The organism is Rhizobium sp. GCM10022189, assembly GCF_042656325.1.
Lineage (GTDB): Bacteria > Pseudomonadota > Alphaproteobacteria > Rhizobiales > Rhizobiaceae > Rhizobium.
In genome coordinates this window covers 324,423-342,500 of sequence record NZ_JBHSOR010000039.1, presented here as the reverse complement: position 1 = coordinate 342,500, position 18,078 = coordinate 324,423, and the positions used below count along the sequence as shown (strand labels likewise).

The 18,078-nt window shown below is 62.6% G+C and carries 17 protein-coding genes; 7 read left to right on the top strand and 10 right to left on the bottom strand.

The features are described 5' to 3' along the window. The 8 genes from ACFPWW_RS16600 to ACFPWW_RS16565 form a co-directional block, all read right to left on the bottom strand. Complete coding sequence (locus tag ACFPWW_RS16600) at positions 1–690, bottom strand: GntR family transcriptional regulator (RefSeq protein WP_377312575.1); 690 nt, start codon at positions 688–690, stop codon at positions 1–3. A 144-nt stretch (positions 691–834) separates the two neighbouring features. Then, positions 835–1,926: an ABC transporter ATP-binding protein gene (locus ACFPWW_RS16595; RefSeq protein WP_112753896.1), complete on the bottom strand. Its 1,092-nt coding sequence runs from the start codon at positions 1,924–1,926 to the stop codon at positions 835–837. A gap of 4 nt (positions 1,927–1,930) precedes the next feature. Continuing rightward, positions 1,931–2,860, bottom strand: coding sequence for a carbohydrate ABC transporter permease (locus tag ACFPWW_RS16590; protein ID WP_113413742.1), 930 nt, complete (start codon positions 2,858–2,860; stop codon positions 1,931–1,933). Then, positions 2,857–3,744 (bottom strand): carbohydrate ABC transporter permease, encoded by an 888-nt coding sequence (locus tag ACFPWW_RS16585; protein WP_112703480.1) that lies wholly within the window; start codon positions 3,742–3,744, stop codon positions 2,857–2,859. The genes ACFPWW_RS16590 and ACFPWW_RS16585 overlap by 4 nt, the downstream gene beginning before the upstream one ends. Positions 3,745–3,814: 70 nt before the next feature. Beyond that, complete coding sequence (locus tag ACFPWW_RS16580) at positions 3,815–5,059, bottom strand: ABC transporter substrate-binding protein (RefSeq protein WP_377312574.1); 1,245 nt, start codon at positions 5,057–5,059, stop codon at positions 3,815–3,817. A gap of 91 nt (positions 5,060–5,150) precedes the next feature. Next, positions 5,151–6,074 (bottom strand): sugar phosphate isomerase/epimerase family protein, encoded by a 924-nt coding sequence (locus tag ACFPWW_RS16575; RefSeq protein WP_112570236.1) that lies wholly within the window; start codon positions 6,072–6,074, stop codon positions 5,151–5,153. 336 nt (positions 6,075–6,410) lie between these two features. Continuing rightward, the gene (locus tag ACFPWW_RS16570; protein ID WP_377312573.1) at positions 6,411–7,550 is read right to left on the bottom strand and encodes a Gfo/Idh/MocA family protein; all 1,140 of its coding nucleotides are present in this window, start codon (positions 7,548–7,550) and stop codon (positions 6,411–6,413) included. A 66-nt stretch (positions 7,551–7,616) separates the two neighbouring features. After that, a complete protein-coding gene (locus tag ACFPWW_RS16565; protein ID WP_377312572.1) occupies positions 7,617–8,762 on the bottom strand; it encodes a mandelate racemase/muconate lactonizing enzyme family protein in 1,146 nt (381 codons plus the stop codon). 149 nt (positions 8,763–8,911) lie between these two features. Here ACFPWW_RS16565 and ACFPWW_RS16560 point away from each other — a divergent pair, with 149 nt between their 5' ends. From ACFPWW_RS16560 to ACFPWW_RS16535, 6 genes are all read left to right on the top strand, one after another. Then, positions 8,912–9,637: a GntR family transcriptional regulator gene (locus ACFPWW_RS16560; protein WP_112570230.1), complete on the top strand. Its 726-nt coding sequence runs from the start codon at positions 8,912–8,914 to the stop codon at positions 9,635–9,637. Between the two features lie 72 nt (positions 9,638–9,709). Continuing rightward, positions 9,710–10,474, top strand: a complete 765-nt coding sequence (locus tag ACFPWW_RS16555; RefSeq protein ID WP_112570228.1) for an SDR family NAD(P)-dependent oxidoreductase — start codon at positions 9,710–9,712, stop codon at positions 10,472–10,474. 18 nt (positions 10,475–10,492) lie between these two features. Beyond that, a complete protein-coding gene (locus tag ACFPWW_RS16550) occupies positions 10,493–11,617 on the top strand; it encodes a tartrate dehydrogenase (protein ID WP_377312571.1) in 1,125 nt (374 codons plus the stop codon). 34 nt (positions 11,618–11,651) lie between these two features. Further along, a complete protein-coding gene (locus ACFPWW_RS16545) occupies positions 11,652–13,130 on the top strand; it encodes an NAD-dependent succinate-semialdehyde dehydrogenase (RefSeq protein ID WP_377312570.1) in 1,479 nt (492 codons plus the stop codon). Positions 13,131–13,140: 10 nt separating this feature from the next. Beyond that, positions 13,141–13,935 (top strand): HpcH/HpaI aldolase family protein, encoded by a 795-nt coding sequence (locus ACFPWW_RS16540; protein ID WP_112753886.1) that lies wholly within the window; start codon positions 13,141–13,143, stop codon positions 13,933–13,935. 29 nt (positions 13,936–13,964) lie between these two features. Beyond that, positions 13,965–15,026, top strand: coding sequence for a sugar phosphate isomerase/epimerase family protein (locus tag ACFPWW_RS16535; RefSeq protein WP_377312569.1), 1,062 nt, complete (start codon positions 13,965–13,967; stop codon positions 15,024–15,026). A gap of 21 nt (positions 15,027–15,047) precedes the next feature. Here ACFPWW_RS16535 and ACFPWW_RS16530 read toward each other — a convergent pair whose 3' ends face one another. Continuing rightward, complete coding sequence (locus ACFPWW_RS16530; protein ID WP_377312568.1) at positions 15,048–16,232, bottom strand: Gfo/Idh/MocA family protein; 1,185 nt, start codon at positions 16,230–16,232, stop codon at positions 15,048–15,050. A 164-nt stretch (positions 16,233–16,396) separates the two neighbouring features. Here ACFPWW_RS16530 and ACFPWW_RS16525 point away from each other — a divergent pair, with 164 nt between their 5' ends. Next, complete coding sequence (locus tag ACFPWW_RS16525) at positions 16,397–17,269, top strand: SMP-30/gluconolactonase/LRE family protein (protein ID WP_377312567.1); 873 nt, start codon at positions 16,397–16,399, stop codon at positions 17,267–17,269. On the opposite strand, the gene eda is transcribed toward ACFPWW_RS16525, so the two are convergent. After that, positions 17,270–17,908: a bifunctional 4-hydroxy-2-oxoglutarate aldolase/2-dehydro-3-deoxy-phosphogluconate aldolase gene (gene eda / locus ACFPWW_RS16520; RefSeq protein ID WP_377312565.1), complete on the bottom strand. Its 639-nt coding sequence runs from the start codon at positions 17,906–17,908 to the stop codon at positions 17,270–17,272. Between the last annotated feature and the right edge of the window lie 170 nt (positions 17,909–18,078).

Genomic DNA, 18,078 nt, shown 5'->3' with positions numbered 1-18,078 from the left:
CTAGCGGAAGGGACGCGCCCATTGCGTGCTCGCCAGCCGCAGATAGGCTTCCTTCGATGGCTGGATATGGCGGCCGACGATCTCGACGAGTTTTTCGCGGTCGCCTTTCTCCATATAGTCGATCATCAGTCCATGCTCCTCGCGGGCGCGGTTGACGAGCCTTTCGTCGGTGATCGCATGGAAGCGGATCGCATGGGCGCGCGAGGCGAGCGCATCGATCTGTTCGGCCAGATAGGGATTGCCGCAGGCGCCGAAAAGCACGCGGTGGAATTCCAGGTTGGCGCGGAAAACCGTGCGCGGTTCCTGGTCGTCGACCGCCTTGCTGTGGCGGGCGTGGATGAGGCGCAGCTTCTCCAGCACCTCGGGTGCCGCCGGCAGCGGCATGATCGAGGCGGCGTGGCCTTCAAGCAGCAGCCGCACGTCATAGATCTGCTCGACCTCCAGAGGCGAGAAATCGCGCACGGCCGCGCCCTTGTTCGGCTGGCGGACGATGATGCCCATCGTCTCCAGTTCGGCGAGCGCTGCGCGGATCACGTGGCGCTTGGCATCGAAATGCTTGGCCAGTTCCTCCTCAAGCAGGCGCTCGCGTGGTCTCAGCCGCCCGAGTACGATTTCTTCCTCAAGGCTGCGCACGATCCGTTCGATGGGGGCTACAGATGAAGTGTCATCCTGCGTCTCGATCTGATCCACGCTGTCTCCTGTCGCATATTCATAGTCTTCCGCGCCCTACACGCGTGCGGCGAATATCGCAACAATATTGTCGAGAATCTTGGCTTCGGGTGCAAGAACTGAGCGGCCCTGTTGCGCCGAAAGTTCAATGCCGCGGCTGATATTTCAAATCCGCACGCCGTTTTCGGCTTCGAAGAAGCTTACGCGTTCCGGCGGAAAGTGGAAGTCGACCGTATCGCCAGGCGCAACGGTCGGATCGCCGGCAATGCGCATGCCGCGCAGATCGCCGCCGAAATCGACCCAGACGACGGTATCCGCCCCCATCGGCTCCACCACTTTCACGGTTGCCTTGCCCGCATGCATGCGGGTGTCGGTGGCAGGCCCAAGAACCATGTGCTCCGGACGAATGCCGAGAATGACCGGCTTGCCGGCATGGGAAGCGATATTCGCATGGGAGCTGACGTCGAAACGGGCCTCGGCCGTACCGATGAAGGTCAGGGTATCGCCGGTCCTCTCCAGCGCGCCCTTCAGGAAGTTCATGGTCGGCGAGCCGATGAACCCGGCAATGAAGGTGTTGGCGGGGCGGTGATAGATCTCGTGCGGTGTCGCAAACTGCTCGATCACGCCCTTGCGCATGACGGCGATGCGATCCGCCAGCGTCAGCGCCTCGATCTGGTCGTGGGTGACATAGATCATCGTGTTGCCGAGTTCCTGATGGAGCCGCTTGATCTCGACGCGCAGTTCGTTGCGGAGCTTGGCGTCGAGGTTGGACAGAGGCTCGTCGAACAGGAAGACATCGACATTGCGCACCAGCGCGCGGCCGATCGCGACACGCTGGCGCTGGCCGCCCGACAGTTCCGACGGTTTGCGGTCGAGCAGGGCTTCGAGCTGCAGCATGGATGCGGCCTTGCCGACGCGCCGTTCCGTTTCCTCTCGCGGCAGGCCGGCGACCTTCAGGCCGAAGGAGAGGTTCTGGCGCACGCTCATCTGCGGGTAGAGCGCATAGGACTGGAACACCATGCCGATGCCACGATCCTTCGGCTCGGACCATGTGACGTTCTTGTCCGAAATCCAGACCTCGCCGTCGACGATATCGATCAGGCCGGCAATGGCGTTCAGAAGGGTGGATTTGCCGCAGCCCGACGGGCCGAGCAGGACGACGAATTCGCCGCGCCCGACATTGAGATCGAGCTTCTCGATCACTTTGACGGCGCCGAATTCGATGGCCAGATCCTTGATCGCAACGGAAGTCTGCATGTCTTTATCCCTTGATGGCGCCGGCTGCGATGCCGCGCACGAACCAGCGGCCGGAGACGAAGTAGCACAGCAACGGCACGGCGGCGGTCAGGATGGTCGCGGCCATGTTGAGGTTGTACAGGCGCTCGCCGGTGACTGAATTGACGATATTGTTGAGCTGCACGGTCATCGGCTGGTTCTCGCGCCCGGCAAAGATCAGGCCGAGGATGAAGTCGTTCCAGATGCCGGTGACCTGCAGGATGACGGCGACGATGATGATCGGCGTCGACATCGGGATCATCACCCAGAGAAAGATGCGCCAGAAGCCCGCGCCGTCGATGCGTGCCGCCTTGAAGAGTTCCACCGGCAGGCTGGAATAATAGTTGCGAAAAAGCAGCGTCATCAGCGGCATGCCGAAGATCGTATGAACCACGACGACGCCGGCGACCGAATTGTAGATGCCGATCTTCGAGGAAATCAGCACCAGCGGGTACATGAAGACCTGATAGGGAATGAAGGCGCCGAGCAGCAGGCTGGCGAATAGGATATCGGCCCCCTTCACCCGCCAGAAGGACATGGCGTAGCCGTTGAGGGCGCCGGCGGCGATCGAGAAGAAGACGCTCGGCACAAGGATCTTGATCGAATTCCAGAAGCCGACACTGATGCCGTTGCAGGCAAGGCCCGTGCAGGCGCTCGACCACGCGGCCCGCCACGCCTCGAAGGTCAGCGTGTGCGGAAAGGCGAAGATCTGGCCGTCGCGGATTTCGTCCATCGGCTTCAGCGAGGTCACGACCATCACATAGGCCGGCAGCAGGAAGAAGGCGGCAGAGACGAGCAGGAAGACATAGAGGCCGATACGGCCGGCCGTCAGCGTCTGCCGCTTGCGGCCGCGCGCGGTCACGGCGCTTCCCTTGGCGGCGGATAGGGGTGAGGTTGCCGTGGCTGAGAGGCTCATGCCGGGCTCCTTCCGGATTTGCGGAAATATTGGAAATAAAGCCAGGGCACGAGCACGGCGAGCACGGTGATCAGCATCACGGTGGAGGCCGCAAGCGCAAGGCCGATGTTCTGGCGTTCGAAGAGATAGTCCATGACGAACTTGCCGGGCAGTTCGGACGACATGCCCGGGCCGCCGCCTGTCAGCGCGACAACAAGGTCGTAGGACTTGACGACGCCGATGCCGAGCAGCACCACCGAAGTGACGATCATCGGGCGGATCAGCGGCAGGACGATCGACAGATAGACGCGCCAGGCCGGAATGCCGTCGACGCGTGTCGCCTTCCAGAGTTCGCTGTCGACGCCGCGCAGTCCCGCCAGCATCAGCACCATGACGAGGCCCGCCGCCTGCCAGACGCCGGCGATGACGAGCGCGTAGATGGCAAGGTCACGGCTGACGATCCAGTCGAAGGTAAAGCTTTGCCAGCCGAGATCGCGCACTCCCTTCTGGATGCCGAGCGTCGGGTTCATCAGCCATTGCCAGATGAGGCCGGTGACGATGAAGGACATGGCGTGCGGATAGAGAAAGATGGTGCGGAAACCGTTCTCGAAGCGGATGCGCTGGTCGAGCGAGACCGCCAGAAGAAACCCGAGCACCAGACAGATGACAACGAAAAGGATGCCGAAGATGACCAGGTTCTCGAGCGAGATCAGCCAGCGCGAAGTGCTGAACAGCCGCTCGTACTGGTCGAAGCCGACATAGTTCGAAACCGGCAGGGCTCTCGACGAGGTAAAGGAGATCTGGATCGACCATATCATCGATCCGGCATAGGCAACCAGCAGTACCGCCCATGCAGGCAGCAAGCTCAGCGTCGCCATGATGTTTTGCCAGAACCTGGGCTTCATCACCGTCCTCGGAAACAGGGGAAACGCCGGCGGGCGTCGGAGACGCTCCGCCGGCTTGCGTATGGAGCGATCAGCCAGCCGTCTGGATGGCGTCGGCGAAGCGGGAGATGAAATCATCGACCGCGAAATTCGGGTCGGTGAAATATTCGCTGACCAGATCCTGGATGCTGCCGACGACATCCGGCGGCATGACGAGACCGTAGTCAGGAAGCTGGTTTGCCGGATCCTTGATGTAGGAGGCGGCATCCTGCGCACACTGGTCGAATGCGGACATGTCGACGTCGGTTCGTGTCGGAATGCCGCCCTTCTTGAGGTTGAAGGCGATCAGGGCCTCAGGCGTCAGAAGCGTCTTGGCGAGCAGATCCTGCGCTGCCGTCTGCTTGGCATCGGAACTCTTCGGAAAGATGAAGACGTCGCCGCCAATGATGTAGTTATGGGTGCCGGGGCCGACGATGCAGCCGTAATCGGTGCCCTGCTTCTTCTGCGCAACCGTGAACTCGCCCTTCGCCCAGTCACCCATGAACTGCACGCCGGCAGTATTCTTGATCAGCATCGAGGTCGCGTCGTTCCACAGGCGGCTGGTGAAGCCGGCATCGGTATAGGCGCGGAACTTGCCGAAGCGCTCGACGATCTTCTTGAACTCGGGCGAGTTGACGGCGTCGGCGTCGTGATCGCGATAGACCCTCAGGTAAAGGTCATGGCCGCCTTCTGCCAGCAGCAGCGAATTGAAGATCAACGCCATGTGGCGGGCCTGACCGTTGAGCGCGAGCGGCACGACGCCGGCTGCCTTCAGCTTGTCGAGGTCGGCGAAAAGCTCGTCGAAATTCGCGGGCGGATTGGTGATGCCCGCCTTCTCGAAAGCGGGCTTCGAATACCACATCCAGTTCTGGCCGTGGATATCGATCGGCGCGGCATAGATGTGTCCGTTGCGGGTGATGGAATCCAGAACCGGCTTCGGAAGCGTTTCCTTCCACTTGTTGGCCGCAGCAATGTCGTCGAGATTGCGCAGCAGACCCTGGTCGACGAGGTCGTCGAACTGCTTGCCGATATTGAACTGCACCGCAGCCGGCGGATTGCCGCCGATCATGCGGTTGACGGCTGCGGCGCGAGCATTGTCACCGCCGGCGATTGCCGCATCGACCCAGACGCCGCCGGCCTTTGAGAAGGAATCGGCAAAGGTCTTGACGGCCGCGGATTCACCGCCCGACGTCCACCAGTGGATGACTTCTGCATGCGGGCCGTCCTGGGCGATTGCTGCACCCGTTCCGGCAAAGATAACGACGCTTGCGAGCGCCGACTTCAGGATATGTTTCACGTCTCTTCCTCCCATTTTGCGAAATGCCGCTCCGCCCGTTCCTCGTCGGGCATTCGGCCCGGGCATGATCTGCCGGGCCAAATTCATGGTCTTACGCGGCTGCGGCGGGCCGCTTCAGCGCGCGCAGATAGTTGGCGCTGACGATGGCGCTCTCGTAAGGCGGCATCGTCGGACGATCGACTTCGGCAATAAGCCAGCCGTCGAAGCCGGCACCGAGCTCGGCGATCATTGCCTTGATGTCGAGATTGCCGTTGCCGGGCTCCGCCCAGAGGCCGGCGAGTGCGGCTTCCGGATAACTCTTGCCCGCCTTCATCGAGGCTTCGCGCACGTCGAGGCGGATATCCTTGAGATGCATGATCGAAATGCGGTCGCGATAGCTGCGGAAAAGGCCGATGACATCAGCGCCTGCCCAGGAGAGATGGCCGCTGTCCGGGCCGAAATTCAGCGTGCCGGCGCCGATCGCGTCGAGCGTCTGCCGGGTCTCGTCTTCGGTTTCGATCCAGGTGCCGACATGCGGGTGCAAGGCCGGCATCACGCCTTCGGCCTTGATGACCTCCGCGGCCTTGCCGAGTTCATCGATGACCTGGTTGAGGCGCCCCTGATCGAAACCAACGCCAATCGCAGGTGTATCGACACGCGGGCGAACGACCGGCGGCATATGAACGGCAATGAACGTGTCCTTCAGGCCGAGCGAAGCCTGACGGGCGCCGAAAGCCTTGGCTTCTTCCAGTGTGGAGGCGAGCGGAACGCCTGCTTCCGGGCTTGGCGTGCCGAAATAGGCAGGCGCAGGCAGCATGCCGGCATCGGCATAGGCCCTCTTGTAATCGTCCAGCGAAACACCCGGCGCGGTAACGACGGCGGCGGGGAAGCCGGCTTTCTTGATCTGAGCAAGCAGGTCGGGGAGCGGCGGCTGAAGGCTGCGGTCGAGGTGGCCGTCGTCGGAAGCGACCCACTGAATAGGGTTGATGGCAATGCGATATCCATCGGGCGTGACGCGCGGCGAAAGGGCAGTCATTTGTGCAACTCCTCCAAAGACTTTGGCTAGACGGACCGGCCGGCCCGCTTTCCGGCCGGCGCTGCGGCGTGTACCGCCAGCGCCGGTTATCCAATGAAATTAAGGCCGGCCTCAAAACCATGCCTAAATGCATTTTTTCTGGTATGCATTGATGGCAACAGGATTGTCAACATTCGTGGTATGCAACAAGCCACAAAATTCGGAACCCGTCAACCCTTCTCGCGGCAATGGCGTGATCACATCGCTGCGCGTCGAATAAAAGGGACAAAAAGAAAGCCGGAGCGGATCGCACATGATCCGCTCCGGCCTGGCCGTCAGCCCTCGGGAGGATGCGTTTCAGACGGTGAAGACTTCCTCGTCGGTGCCCTTCGGCACGGCGGCCGGACGTTCGCAGGGCGTCGCAATTTCGATGTGGCGTCCTTCATTGGAGGAGCGCTCGAAACCTTCAAGAACTTCGAGAACATGCATGCACATCTCGCCATTTGCGCGGTGCGGGCGGTTATTGCGGATTGCCATCGCCATGTCGACGACGCCGATCATGCGGTAGTCGCCTTCCGAGCGACCGTCATCCATCACGCGGTTCGGCTTGCCGAAGGCGTAGGCCGAAGTGTCGATATCGGTCCAGTCGCCGTTGCCCCTGGTAATCTGCGGCGTGCCGCCGAAGAAATTCGGATCGGTCATCGTCAGGCTGCCCTCGGTGCCGTAGATCTCGGTATGCGAGCGGCGGTGGCGATGAACCTCCCAGGACAGCGAGATCGCCACATTGGCGCCGTTGGCGAACTGGATCGCACCATTGTGGAAGGTCGGCACTTCGACATCGATGACGGAGCCTTTCAGCGGGCCTTCGATGACCTCACGGCGCGGGATGCCGTTAGTCGAGACGGCCGTGACGCGCTTGACCGGTCCCATGATGTTGATGAGCTGCGTGATGTAATAGGCGCCCATGTCGAGCATCGGGCCGCCGCCTTGCTTGAAGATGAAGAATGTCGGATTGGCGTAGCGATGTGCCGAGCTGCGCGTCATGAAGGTGACGGCGCCGCCGACGGGCCGGCCGATCGCGCCGGCATCGACGAGACCGCGCGCCGCCTGGTGCGCGCCGCCGAGAAACGTATCTGGCGCACCGCCGATGCGCAGGCCTTTTTCCCTGGCGAGCTTCAGGATCGGGCCGGCTTCGGCGAAGGTCGCGGTGATGGGTTTCTCGACATAGACGTGTTTGCCGGCCTCGAGGATCCTGCGGCTGACTTCGGCATGCACCATCGGCAGCGTCAGGTTCATGACGATCTCGATTTCGGGATCGGCCAGCAGGTCTTCGACGGTAACGGCCTGCGTGCCGAAGGTCTCGGCCTTGGCCCTGGCGACATCAAGGCGGATGTCGGCGATGGCCTTCACCTTGATGAGGTTCGAGCGCGCAGCGCCGCGAAGGTACCAGTCACTGATGTTGCCGGTGCCGATAATGCCGATTTTTACAGGTTCCACGTCTCACTCCCATGGTAATGGCGGCGGAAAACGCCCGCCGCCTTGCAATTGAAGAACGAATAGAAATCAGAGGCGCTCGACCCAGTGTTCCGTCACGAAGGGGGCGAACTGTTCCTCGGTCAGTGTCAGGCCGAAGCCGGGACCGTCGGGAATGGCGATGCAGCCGTCGGCATCCGGGTTGACCCGGCCGGCGAGTTCCAGCAGCGGGTTGTGCGTCGCATCGCATTCGATGAACGGATAGGGCAGCGGACCGCCGCCGCGATAGGCCTTCAGTGTCGCGGCCATCTGCAGCGAGCTGTAGAGATTGACGACCGTGCCGAAAACATGCGGCATGACGGGAATGCCATAGGCTTCCGCAAGTGCTGCGACCTTCTTGAAGCCGGTATAGCCGCCGCAAATGCTGAGATCCGGCTGCAGTACGGAAACGCAGCCGGCAACAAGGAAATCACGGAAGCCGGCAAGCGTGGAGAGCGACTCGCCGCCGGCGATCGCTGTCGCGCTCCCCTCGGCCATGCGCCGGTAGCCTGGAATGTCATCCGGCCGCACAGGCTCCTCGATCCAGAGCAGGTCGGCCTCCTGCATGTGCCGCGCGGAATCCAGCGCCGCCGCAGCCGTATAGCCCTGATTGATGTCGACCATCAGCGCCCGGTCCCAGCCGAGCTGCCGTCGCAGCGCCAGTGCCATGCGACCGTCGGCTTCCGGCGTGTAGCCGCAGCGCGGCTTGATCGCCCTGAAATTCCGCTCCAGCAGCGCATCCGCGTCGTTCTCGAAATCGCGGTAGGGATCTCCGTCAGGCTTGAAGAAAGGCCCGCTCGCATAGGCGAGCACGCGCTCGCGCAGCGCGCCGCCGAGCATGGTGGCGATCGAGACGCCCTGTTCGCGGGCCGCCGCATCGTGCAGCGCCATGTCGACAGCCGACACGGCCAGCATCGCCGTTCCCTGCCGGTCGTAACCGAAGCCCTCGGTCATTTCCGCATAACGCCTGCCGGTTTCGTGCGCTGGCCTGCCGAGCACGAGCTTGGCGAGCTTCTGGCGAATATAACCCGAAACCGCCTGCTGGGCCGCACTTGCCTCGCCCCAGCCGCTGATGCCGCCTTCTCCTTCGAGGCGCAGCGCGAAGGCCTCGCGCCGGTCGAAGAAGCCGGTCGAATTTCCGACCGCTTCCGGAAGCTGGAAGGCGAGGTGATAGCCGTGAATGGATGTGATCTTCATGACGCAACTTCGAGGGCGCTTGGCCGCTTGCTTGATAAAATGTTATCTGGTATGCAAGAGCGCATAAATTGTCGCTTCCGTCAAGCGGGAGCCGGCAAAAACGACTATGAGCAATCGCAAATAACGGACCGGCGACGGCAGTATTCTTGATGGCGGACCCGACTTTTCCTCATTCTGGCACCAGCGCATTGCGCGTTTACCCGCACGATCTCGAAGCGCGGGTCGACAAGAAGGAATCGCTGGTCGAGGACGCCTATCGGGCACTGAAGGCGAGCATCCTGGATGGCACGTTGCCGGCCGGCTACCAGGCGGTGGAGCATCGCATTGCCGATCAGCTCAATATGAGCCGCACGCCGGTGCACGAGGCGGTCATCCGTCTGCAGCACGAAGGCCTTGTGCGGGTGCTGCCGCGCCGCGGCGTGCAGGTGCTGCCGATCTCGGCGGCCGATATGGTCGAGGTCTATCAGGTGCTGGTCGCCATGGAGGGCATGGCGGCGATGCTGCTGGCCGAGCATCCGGAACGGGCCGAAGCTTCCATCCGCATGATGGAAGATGCGACGAACCAGATGGAGCGGGCGCTGAAGGCCGAGGATCTGCGCGGCTGGGCGCGCGCCGACGATCAGTTCCATCGTGTGCTCGTCAGCGAGTGTGGCAACCAGCGCTTGGCAAAGATGGCGGCGACCATGGTCGATCAGGCACAGCGCGCCCGCACCGTCACCTTGCAGTTCCGCCCGCTGCCGCACGCGTCGGTGCAGGAGCACCGCGTCATAATATCCGCAATCCGCGCCGGTGACACGCTCGGCGCCCGCGCCGCGGCCGAAGGGCACCGCACCCGCGCCAGCGGCGAGATCATCAAGGCGATCGAGCGTCTCTGACGTCGTCGTCCCCACCTTCTGTCCGCGCAAGCGCGGACAACCAGACATGAAGCCGGGAGGAGCGGCAGTCATATGGAAAGGACTCAGTTCCCGAGTCTCAAGGGCCGGACGGTTGTCGTCACCGGCGGAGCCTCGGGCATCGGTGAAGCGCTCGTTCGCGCCTTTGCCGGCAACGGATCGAATGTTGCTTTTCTCGACCTGCAGGAGGATGCTGGAAACAAGCTTGCTGCGGAACTGTCGGCCGGCGGCGCCAACGCCAAATTCCTGCAATGCGACCTGACCGATATCGAAGCGGTGCGCGCGGCGATGGCGGATGTGAAGGCGCACTTCGGACCGGTCGGCGCGCTCGTCAACAATGCCGCCAATGACAAGCGGGCGAATTTCCTCGATGTCAGCGTTGAGGAGTTCGACTGGATGATGGCTGTCAACCTGCGCCACGTCTTCTTTGCCGCGCAGGCGGTGGTGCCGCAGATGCGCGAGCTCGGCTACGGCTCGATCATCAACATGACGTCGGGCGCCTGGGTGCGCGGCATTCGCGAAATGCAGGCCTACAGCACCGCAAAGGCCGCGATCGTCGGCTTTACCAATTCGCTCGCCCGGCAGGTCGGCGAATTCCGCATTCGCGTCAATGCGTTGGCACCCGGCATGGTCATTACGCCGCGTCAGCGAGAGCTCTGGTACCAGGATGAAAGCAAGATCGCCGACGGGCTGAAGCTGCAATGCATCCCCGAAGAGATCAAGGTCGAGGACGTGGCCAATGCCTGCCTCTTCCTCGCCGCCGATGACAGCCGGATGATTACCAAGCAGATGCTGCTGATCAATGGCGGCCTCATCTGACGATTTAGTGGGGGTCCCATGAACGCCAATACCAATCAGCCTCGCCGCTATCGCATCGCCTCCGTTCCGGGCGACGGCATCGGCCCCGAAGTCATTGCAGCCGGCCTCGAAGTGCTTGAGGTGCTGGCCGCGCGCGCCGGCACTTTCACGCTCGATGTCGACCACTATGACTGGGGCAGCGAGCGTTACCGGAAGACCGGCGCCTTCATGCCGGACAACGCCCTGTCTCTGCTCAAGGAAGCCGACGCCATCTATTTCGGCGCCGTCGGCGCGCCTGACGTGCCCGATCACGTGACGCTCTGGGGTCTGCGCCTGCCGATCTGCCAGCGTCTCGATCAATACGCCAATATCCGCCCGACCCGCATCTTTCCCGGCGTGAAAAGCCCGCTGCGCGGTGTCGAGGAAGGCGATCTCGACTGGCTGATCGTGCGTGAAAACTCCGAGGGCGAATATTCCGGTCATGGCGGCCGCGCCCATATCGGCCTGCCGGAAGAGGTGGCCACAGAAACCTCGATCTTCACCCGGCGCGGCGTCGAGCGCATCATGCGCTTTGCCTTCCGCGAGGCGCAGAAGCGGCCGCGCAGGCTCCTGACGGTCGTCACCAAGTCCAACGCGCAACGCCACGGCCTCGTGCTGTGGGATGAGATTGCCGCCGAGGTCGCCGGGGATTTCCCGGACGTGACCTGGGACAAGGAACTGGTGGATGCCATGACGTTCCGCATGGTCGCAAAACCGAAGAGCATAGACACGGTCGTTGCGACCAATCTGCATGCCGACATCCTCTCCGATCTTGCGGCGGCACTCGCCGGCTCGCTCGGCATTGCGCCGACGGGCAATGTCGATCCCGAAGGCCGTTTCCCGTCCATGTTCGAGCCCATTCACGGTTCGGCCTTCGACATTACCGGCAAGGGCATCGCCAATCCTGTCGCGAGCTTCTGGACGGCCTCGCTGATGCTGGAGCATCTTGGCGAGACGGCTGCGGCAAAGATCCTTATTTCGGCGGTGGAACAGGTCTGCGCTGCCGGCATTTTGACGCCCGATCTCGGCGGCAGGGCAACGACGGCGGAGGTGACGCGCGCCGTTTGCGACGCGTTGCGAGGATCGAATTTCGCCCCTGATGACGAGAATATTCCGGCGGCCTGATCTTCGGGCTGCGTTTCATGGAAGGTATCCAGTCATGATCAAAAGACTTTCAGGCTACAAGCTCCGCCGCCCGGAGCTTTTCCGCGAAGCGAATTATATCGGTGGCCAGTGGGTCCAGGCCGATAGCGGCCGCACCTACGATGTCACCAATCCGGCGACGGGCGAGGTGATCGGCACTGTGCCGGCCATGAGCGCGGTCGAGACGAACCGCGCGATCGACGCTGCCTATAAGGCGCAGAAGGCATGGGCGGCGCTGACTGCCGAGCAGCGCGCCAATCACCTCTGGAAGCTCGCCGAACTGATGCACGAGAACCTTGAGGACCTTGCGGCAATCATGACGATCGAGCAAGGCAAGCCGCTGTCCGAAAGCCGCGGCGAGGTCGTCTATTCCGCAAGCTTCATCGAATGGTTTGCCGAGGAGGCAAGGCGCGTTTATGGCGAGACGATCCCATCTCCCGTTCCGGGGCGCCGCCTGATCGTCCAGAAACAGCCGATCGGCGTTTTTGCGGCCATCACGCCCTGGAACTTTCCTTCGGCGATGATCACCCGCAAGGCCGGCCCGGGATGGGCGGCAGGCTGTGCCGGCGTCATTCGTCCGGCAAGCCAGACACCCTATTCGGCGCTCGCACTTGCCGTGCTCGCCGAGGAGGCAGGTTTCCCTGCCGGCGTGTGCAATGTCATCACGGGACCGTCCTCCGAAACAGGTCCCGCGATCACCGGCAGCCCGAAGGTGCGCAAGCTTACTTTCACCGGCAGCACCGCGGTGGGCGCCAAGCTGCTTGCCGAATGCGCGCCGACCATCAAGAAGACCAGCATGGAACTTGGCGGCAACGCGCCCTTCATCGTTTTCGACGATGCCGATCTCGATGAGGCGGTCAAGGGTGCCATCGGTTCCAAGTTCCGCAACACCGGGCAGACCTGCGTCTGCGCCAACCGCATTCTCGTTCAGGACAAGGTGCATGACGCCTTTGCCGAGAAGCTTGCTGCTGCCGTTGCCAAGCTGAAACTCGGCGACGGCATGGAGGAGGGCGTCACTCTCGGCCCGCTGATCGACGAAGCGGCGGTCAGGAAGGTCGAGACGCATGTCGAGGATGCCGTCAAACACGGTGCCAGGATCGTCTCCGGCGGCAAGCGCGATCAGCGCGGCGGCAATTTCTACCTGCCCACCATTCTCTCGGATGTCTCCCGCAAGGCGGAGATCTTTTCGGACGAGACCTTCGGCCCGGTGGCTCCGCTTTTCCGCTTCAAGACCGAGGAAGAGGCGATCGAAATGGCGAACGATACGCCCTTCGGCCTTGCCGCCTATTTCTACGCGCGTGACGTCGGCCGCATCTTCCGGGTTGCCGAGGCTCTTGAATTCGGCATTGTCGGTATCAACGAGGGACTCATCTCGACGGCAGTCGCTCCTTTCGGCGGCATGAAGCAGTCCGGCATCGGCCGGGAAGGTTCGAAATACGGCATCGAAGAGTTCCTCGAGGTCAAATACATGGCCATTGGTGGCCTGGCGAATTGAGGAGAATGCCATGAGTGCAGCGGATATCGACGGCTTTGCGGCCCGGATCAGAACCCATGAAAGCCGGATGATTTCTGCCTGGGTGGGTATTCCCGATCCGCTGCTGGTCAATCATCTGGCGCAGGAGGCCTTCGATGCCGTCGTGCTCGACATGCAGCACGGGATGTGGGACCTGCCGTCTGCGGCCGCCGCCGTCGGCCATGTGCGCATTGCCGGCAAGCCGGCGATTGCACGCATTCCGGTCGGCGATTTCGCTTCCGCCTCGCGCCTGCTCGATGCCGGCGCGTCCGGCATCATCGCGCCGATGATCAATTCGGCCGAGGATGCGAAGGCATTCGTCAAGACCACCAAATATCCGCCGGTCGGCGAACGCAGCTGGGGTCCGTCGCTCGCGCTCAACCATACCGGCCTGTCGGCTGACGACTATCTCAAGAAGGCCAATGACCTGACAGTCGCAATTGCCATGATCGAGACGCGCGCAGCGCTCGAAGCGATTGACGATATTCTTGGCGTGCCCGGTATCGACGGCATCTTCATCGGCCCTTCGGATCTCTCCATCGCGCTCTCGAACGGCGATCAGGTGGCGCCGAACGCCGCCGAGATCGACAGCGCCATGCAGCACGCCGTCGCGCGCTGCCGCGCACACGGAAAATTCGCCTGCGCCTTTGCCGGTGACGGCGAACGCGCCGGCGAGCTTCTGAAATTCGGCTTCGCCTTCGTCATTGCCGGCGCCGAAACCGCGCAGCTGCGCTCCGGTGCCCGCAAGGCGATCAACGCCGCCAGGAAGATTGCTTCCGGCGGCTGATCCATCCCAGTCCCCTACGGAGTTCGTCCATGCGTACCATCAGAGGTCCCGCGCTTTTCATCGCGCAGTTCGTCAATGCCGATGCCCGTCTTTCCACCCTCGACGGGCTCTGCGAATGGGCGGCGGATCTCGGCTTCAAGGCTCTGCAGGTGCCGACCTTCTTTCCGCATATGTTCGACGTGAAGAGAGCGGCCGAAAGCCAGGCCTATGCGGACGACTTTCTGGGCACGCTTGCCAGATATGGTCTCGAACTCACGGAACTGACCAGCCAGCGGCAGGGCCAGCTCATGGCCGTACATCCTGCTTTCGACGTGACGCAGGATGCGATTGCGCCCGTCGAGGTTCGCGGCAATCCGGAAGCACGACGCCAATGGGCCGAAGAGCAGCTGAAGCTGACGGCGACCGCCTCTCGCCGTCTCGGCATCGACCGTATGGTCACGTTCTCCGGCTCGCTGCTCTGGCCCTATCTCTATCCCTATCCGCCGGTACCGCAGGAACTGGTTTCGGCGGGTTTCGCGGAGCTTGCCAGGCGCTGGAGGCCGGTGCTCGATCATTGCGAAAGCGAAGGTGTCGATATCTGCTTCGAATTGCATCCGACCGAGGATCTGCACGACGGGTCGACCTTCGAGCGCTTCCTCGACCTGATCGGAAACCATTCCCGCTGCAAGCTGCTCTACGATCCGAGCCACTTCCTGCTGCAGCATGTCGACTACATCGGCTTCATCGATCTCTATGCCGATTACATCAGGGCCTTCCACGTCAAGGATGCCGAATTCGTCAAGTCGGCGAAAACCGGCGTCTATGGCGGTTACAACGACTGGACCGGCCGCGCCGGCCGCTTCCGCAGCCCCGGCGACGGTCAGATCGATTTCAAGACGATCATCTCGCGGCTGACGGGTCTCGGCTACGACGGCTGGGCGACGCTGGAATGGGAATGCTGCTTCAAGAACAAATATGACGGTGCGCGCGAAGGCCGCCAGTTCATCAGCGACCATTTGATCAAGGTCACAGAATCCGCCTTCGACGCCGGCATGCGCAAGACGCTGGAAGACAAGACCGTCGCGTCGATCCTCGGGATCGGGAGCCGTTGAAAATCAGCGGCTCCGGCCTTCTTATTCTACCGGTCTCACATCGGCCCAGGTGCCGGTCTCGGTCGATTGCAGGCAGGCATCAATGAAGGCGAGGCCGTCGACGCCCGTCCATGCGTCCGGGGTCAGGCTGGCGAGCGGATCGGGTGCTGAGCCGGCGATACGCGCGGCGACCAGTTCGGCGAAATCCGTATAGATATTGGCAAAGGCCTCGAAAAAGGCTTCGGGGTGGCCGACGGGCAGGCGTGTGGCGCGCTGCGCCAGCGGATGCAGCGACGGCAGGCCGCGGGTGCGGATTTCGTCGCCACGATTGGCGCGCATGACACGAAGGTCGTTGGCGTCCGACTGGCTCCAGCAGACGCCGCCTTCCTCGCCATAGGCTTCGATGGCGACGACATTCTGGGCGCCGGTGGCGACCTTGCTCACCAGCATCTGTCCGCGCGTGCCATCATCGAGCCTGAGAATGATCTGTGCCGTGTCATGGGTCGTGCGGCCGGGCAGCGACGGGCCGACATCGGCGAGCACGGAGGTGATGCGCCGCCCGGTGACGAAGCTCATCAATTGGTGCGCATGCGTGCCGATGTCGCCGAGCACATGGCTCCTGCCGCCCTTGGCCGCATCGAGACGCCATTTGACGCGGGACGAGATCTTGTCCGGCTCGGCCTCGACATATTTGGCAAGCGAGCCCTGGACATAGCGGACATTGACGAGGCGCAGCCGCCCGATCTCGCCGGCTTCAATGGCGGCGCGAGCTTCGCGCACCATCGGATAGCCGGAATAATTATGGGTGAGCGACAGGATGCGGCCCTTTTCTCGAGCCTTGAGAGCAAGCGCCTGCGCACTGTCGAAATCATTGGTGAGCGGCTTGTCGCAGATGACATCCAGCCCGGCTTCGAGGGCTGCGGCAGCGTAGTCGTAGTGGCTGTCGTTCGGCGTCATGATGGCGACCGCATCGATACCGTCGGGCCGCGCCTTCTCCGCCGATATCATCGAGGCGATATCGGCATAGCCGCGCGGAATGCCGAAAGCGGCCGCCGATTCCAGGGAGCGCGTCGCGTTGGAGGAGAAGACGCCGGCGGCGATCTCGAAGCAATCGTCCAGGCGGGCGGCAGTGCGGTGGACCGGGCCGATCAGCGAGCCCTGCGCCCCACCGACGAGACCGAGCCGGACCCGCCGGCCGAGGAGGTTCAAAACCGCAGCCTGTGACATGGATTTACCTTTCCTGTAATCGAATGAAGGAGTTGGCGGAGAGTTGCGGTCACACTAGCAGCGGCTTGTGAAATGTCATCCATTTTATCCACAAAATTGTTGACAAAATTCGCCACCCCTGGGCACGGTCCTTTTATCGCATGGATCGGGGGGGCGGGCAAAGGATGAGACTGAAGGCTGAACTGCTGCTGGCGGCCGGAAACGAGACCGGGGAATCGCCGGTCTGGGATGAACGAAGCCAGTGTCTCTGGTGGACGGACATTCCGGCGAAACGCCTTCACCGGATCGATCCGGCGACAGGTCTCGTGGGGAGTTTCACGATGCCCGGACGCGTGGGGTGCTTCGCGTTGCGGCGCAGCCGCGGACTGGTGCTTGCCATGGAGCACGGCTTTTCCTTCTTCGATCCGGATAGCGGTGCGATCGAGACAATAGCAGAGCCCGAGGTCGGTCTTGCAAACCACCGCTTCAATGACGGGCGCTGCGACCGGGAGGGGCGGTTTCTCGCAGGTTCGATGAATCTGGCGCGCGATGCCGCCTCGGCGCGGCTCTGGCAGCTCAGCCGGGATAAATCCGTTCGTCCGCTCGCCAATGACAGCACCATCGCCAATGGCCTCGCTTTCAGCCCGGAGGGACGGGTCATGTACTGGGTCGACGGCGGCCGACAGCAGGTGTTCCGGTTCGACTACGGTTCCGACGGTATCGCCTCCAACCGGCGCCTTTGGCTGGAGCGGGAGAGTGCACCGGGAAGGCCCGACGGCGGCGCTGTCGATGCCGATGGCTGCTATTGGAGCGGCCGCTGGATGGGCGGCTGCGTCGTCCGCTTCACGCCTGATGGCCGGGTCGATCGCATTGTCGAAGTGCCGGCGAGCCGCGTGACCATGTGCGCCTTCGGTGGCGCGGATTACCGCACGCTGTTCATCACCACGGCAAATGAGGGCATGAGCGCTGCGGAAAAGGAGGCCGAACCCCTGGCGGGCGGCCTCTTTGCCATCCATCTCGATGTCACGGGCCTGCCGGAGCCGCTGTTCGAAGGCTGATCAACGGCTGGCGGCTGCCACCGATGCCTTGCCGCGTTCGTGAATCGTCTTCCAGTCGGCCTTTTCGATGAGATCGCGTGGCGCGAGAAAGGCGCCGCCAACGGCGAAAATGTTACGCAGTGCCAGATACTGGCTCGAGTTCTCGTCCGAAATGCCGCCGGTCGGGCAGAAGCGCACGTCGGGAAAGAGCGGATCGACATGCTTGATGAAGCCCATGCCGCCGAAAAGGTCGGCGGGAAAGAACTTCTGTTCGAAGAAGCCGCATTCGCGCGCGTAGAGGGATTCGCTCGGCGTGCAGATGCCCGGCAGGAAGGGAAGGCCGGAAAGCCGGACCTGCTCGGCAAGCGCGGGTGTGAGGGCAGGGCTGACACCAAACATCGCGCCGGCTTCGACGACCGGTTTCAACTGATCGGCCTTGGTGACGGTACCGGCTCCGATGACCGCATCGGTGTTCATCTTGCGCATACGGCGGATGACTTCGGGGCCGGCCGCACTGCGCAGCGTCACTTCGAGGATCTTGATGCCGGCGCTGACAAGCGCCTCCAGCAGCGGTTCGGCATGATCGGCATTTTCCACATGCAGAACCGGGATGAGCTTGGCATGCGGGGCGATGAGGGCGGCGACGGGATATTGGGTCATAGCGGATCACATGTGAAAGGAGAAAGGGTGACGGAAAGACCATATCACCCCACGGCGAAGAAAAACTGGCACGGATGAAATTTTTCGGCAACTATTTTGTTGACAATTTTGTGTGCAATTTGGAATGTGGAGCCGACAGGAATTGTCCGCGTTCGCCGGCAGAGGCCGAT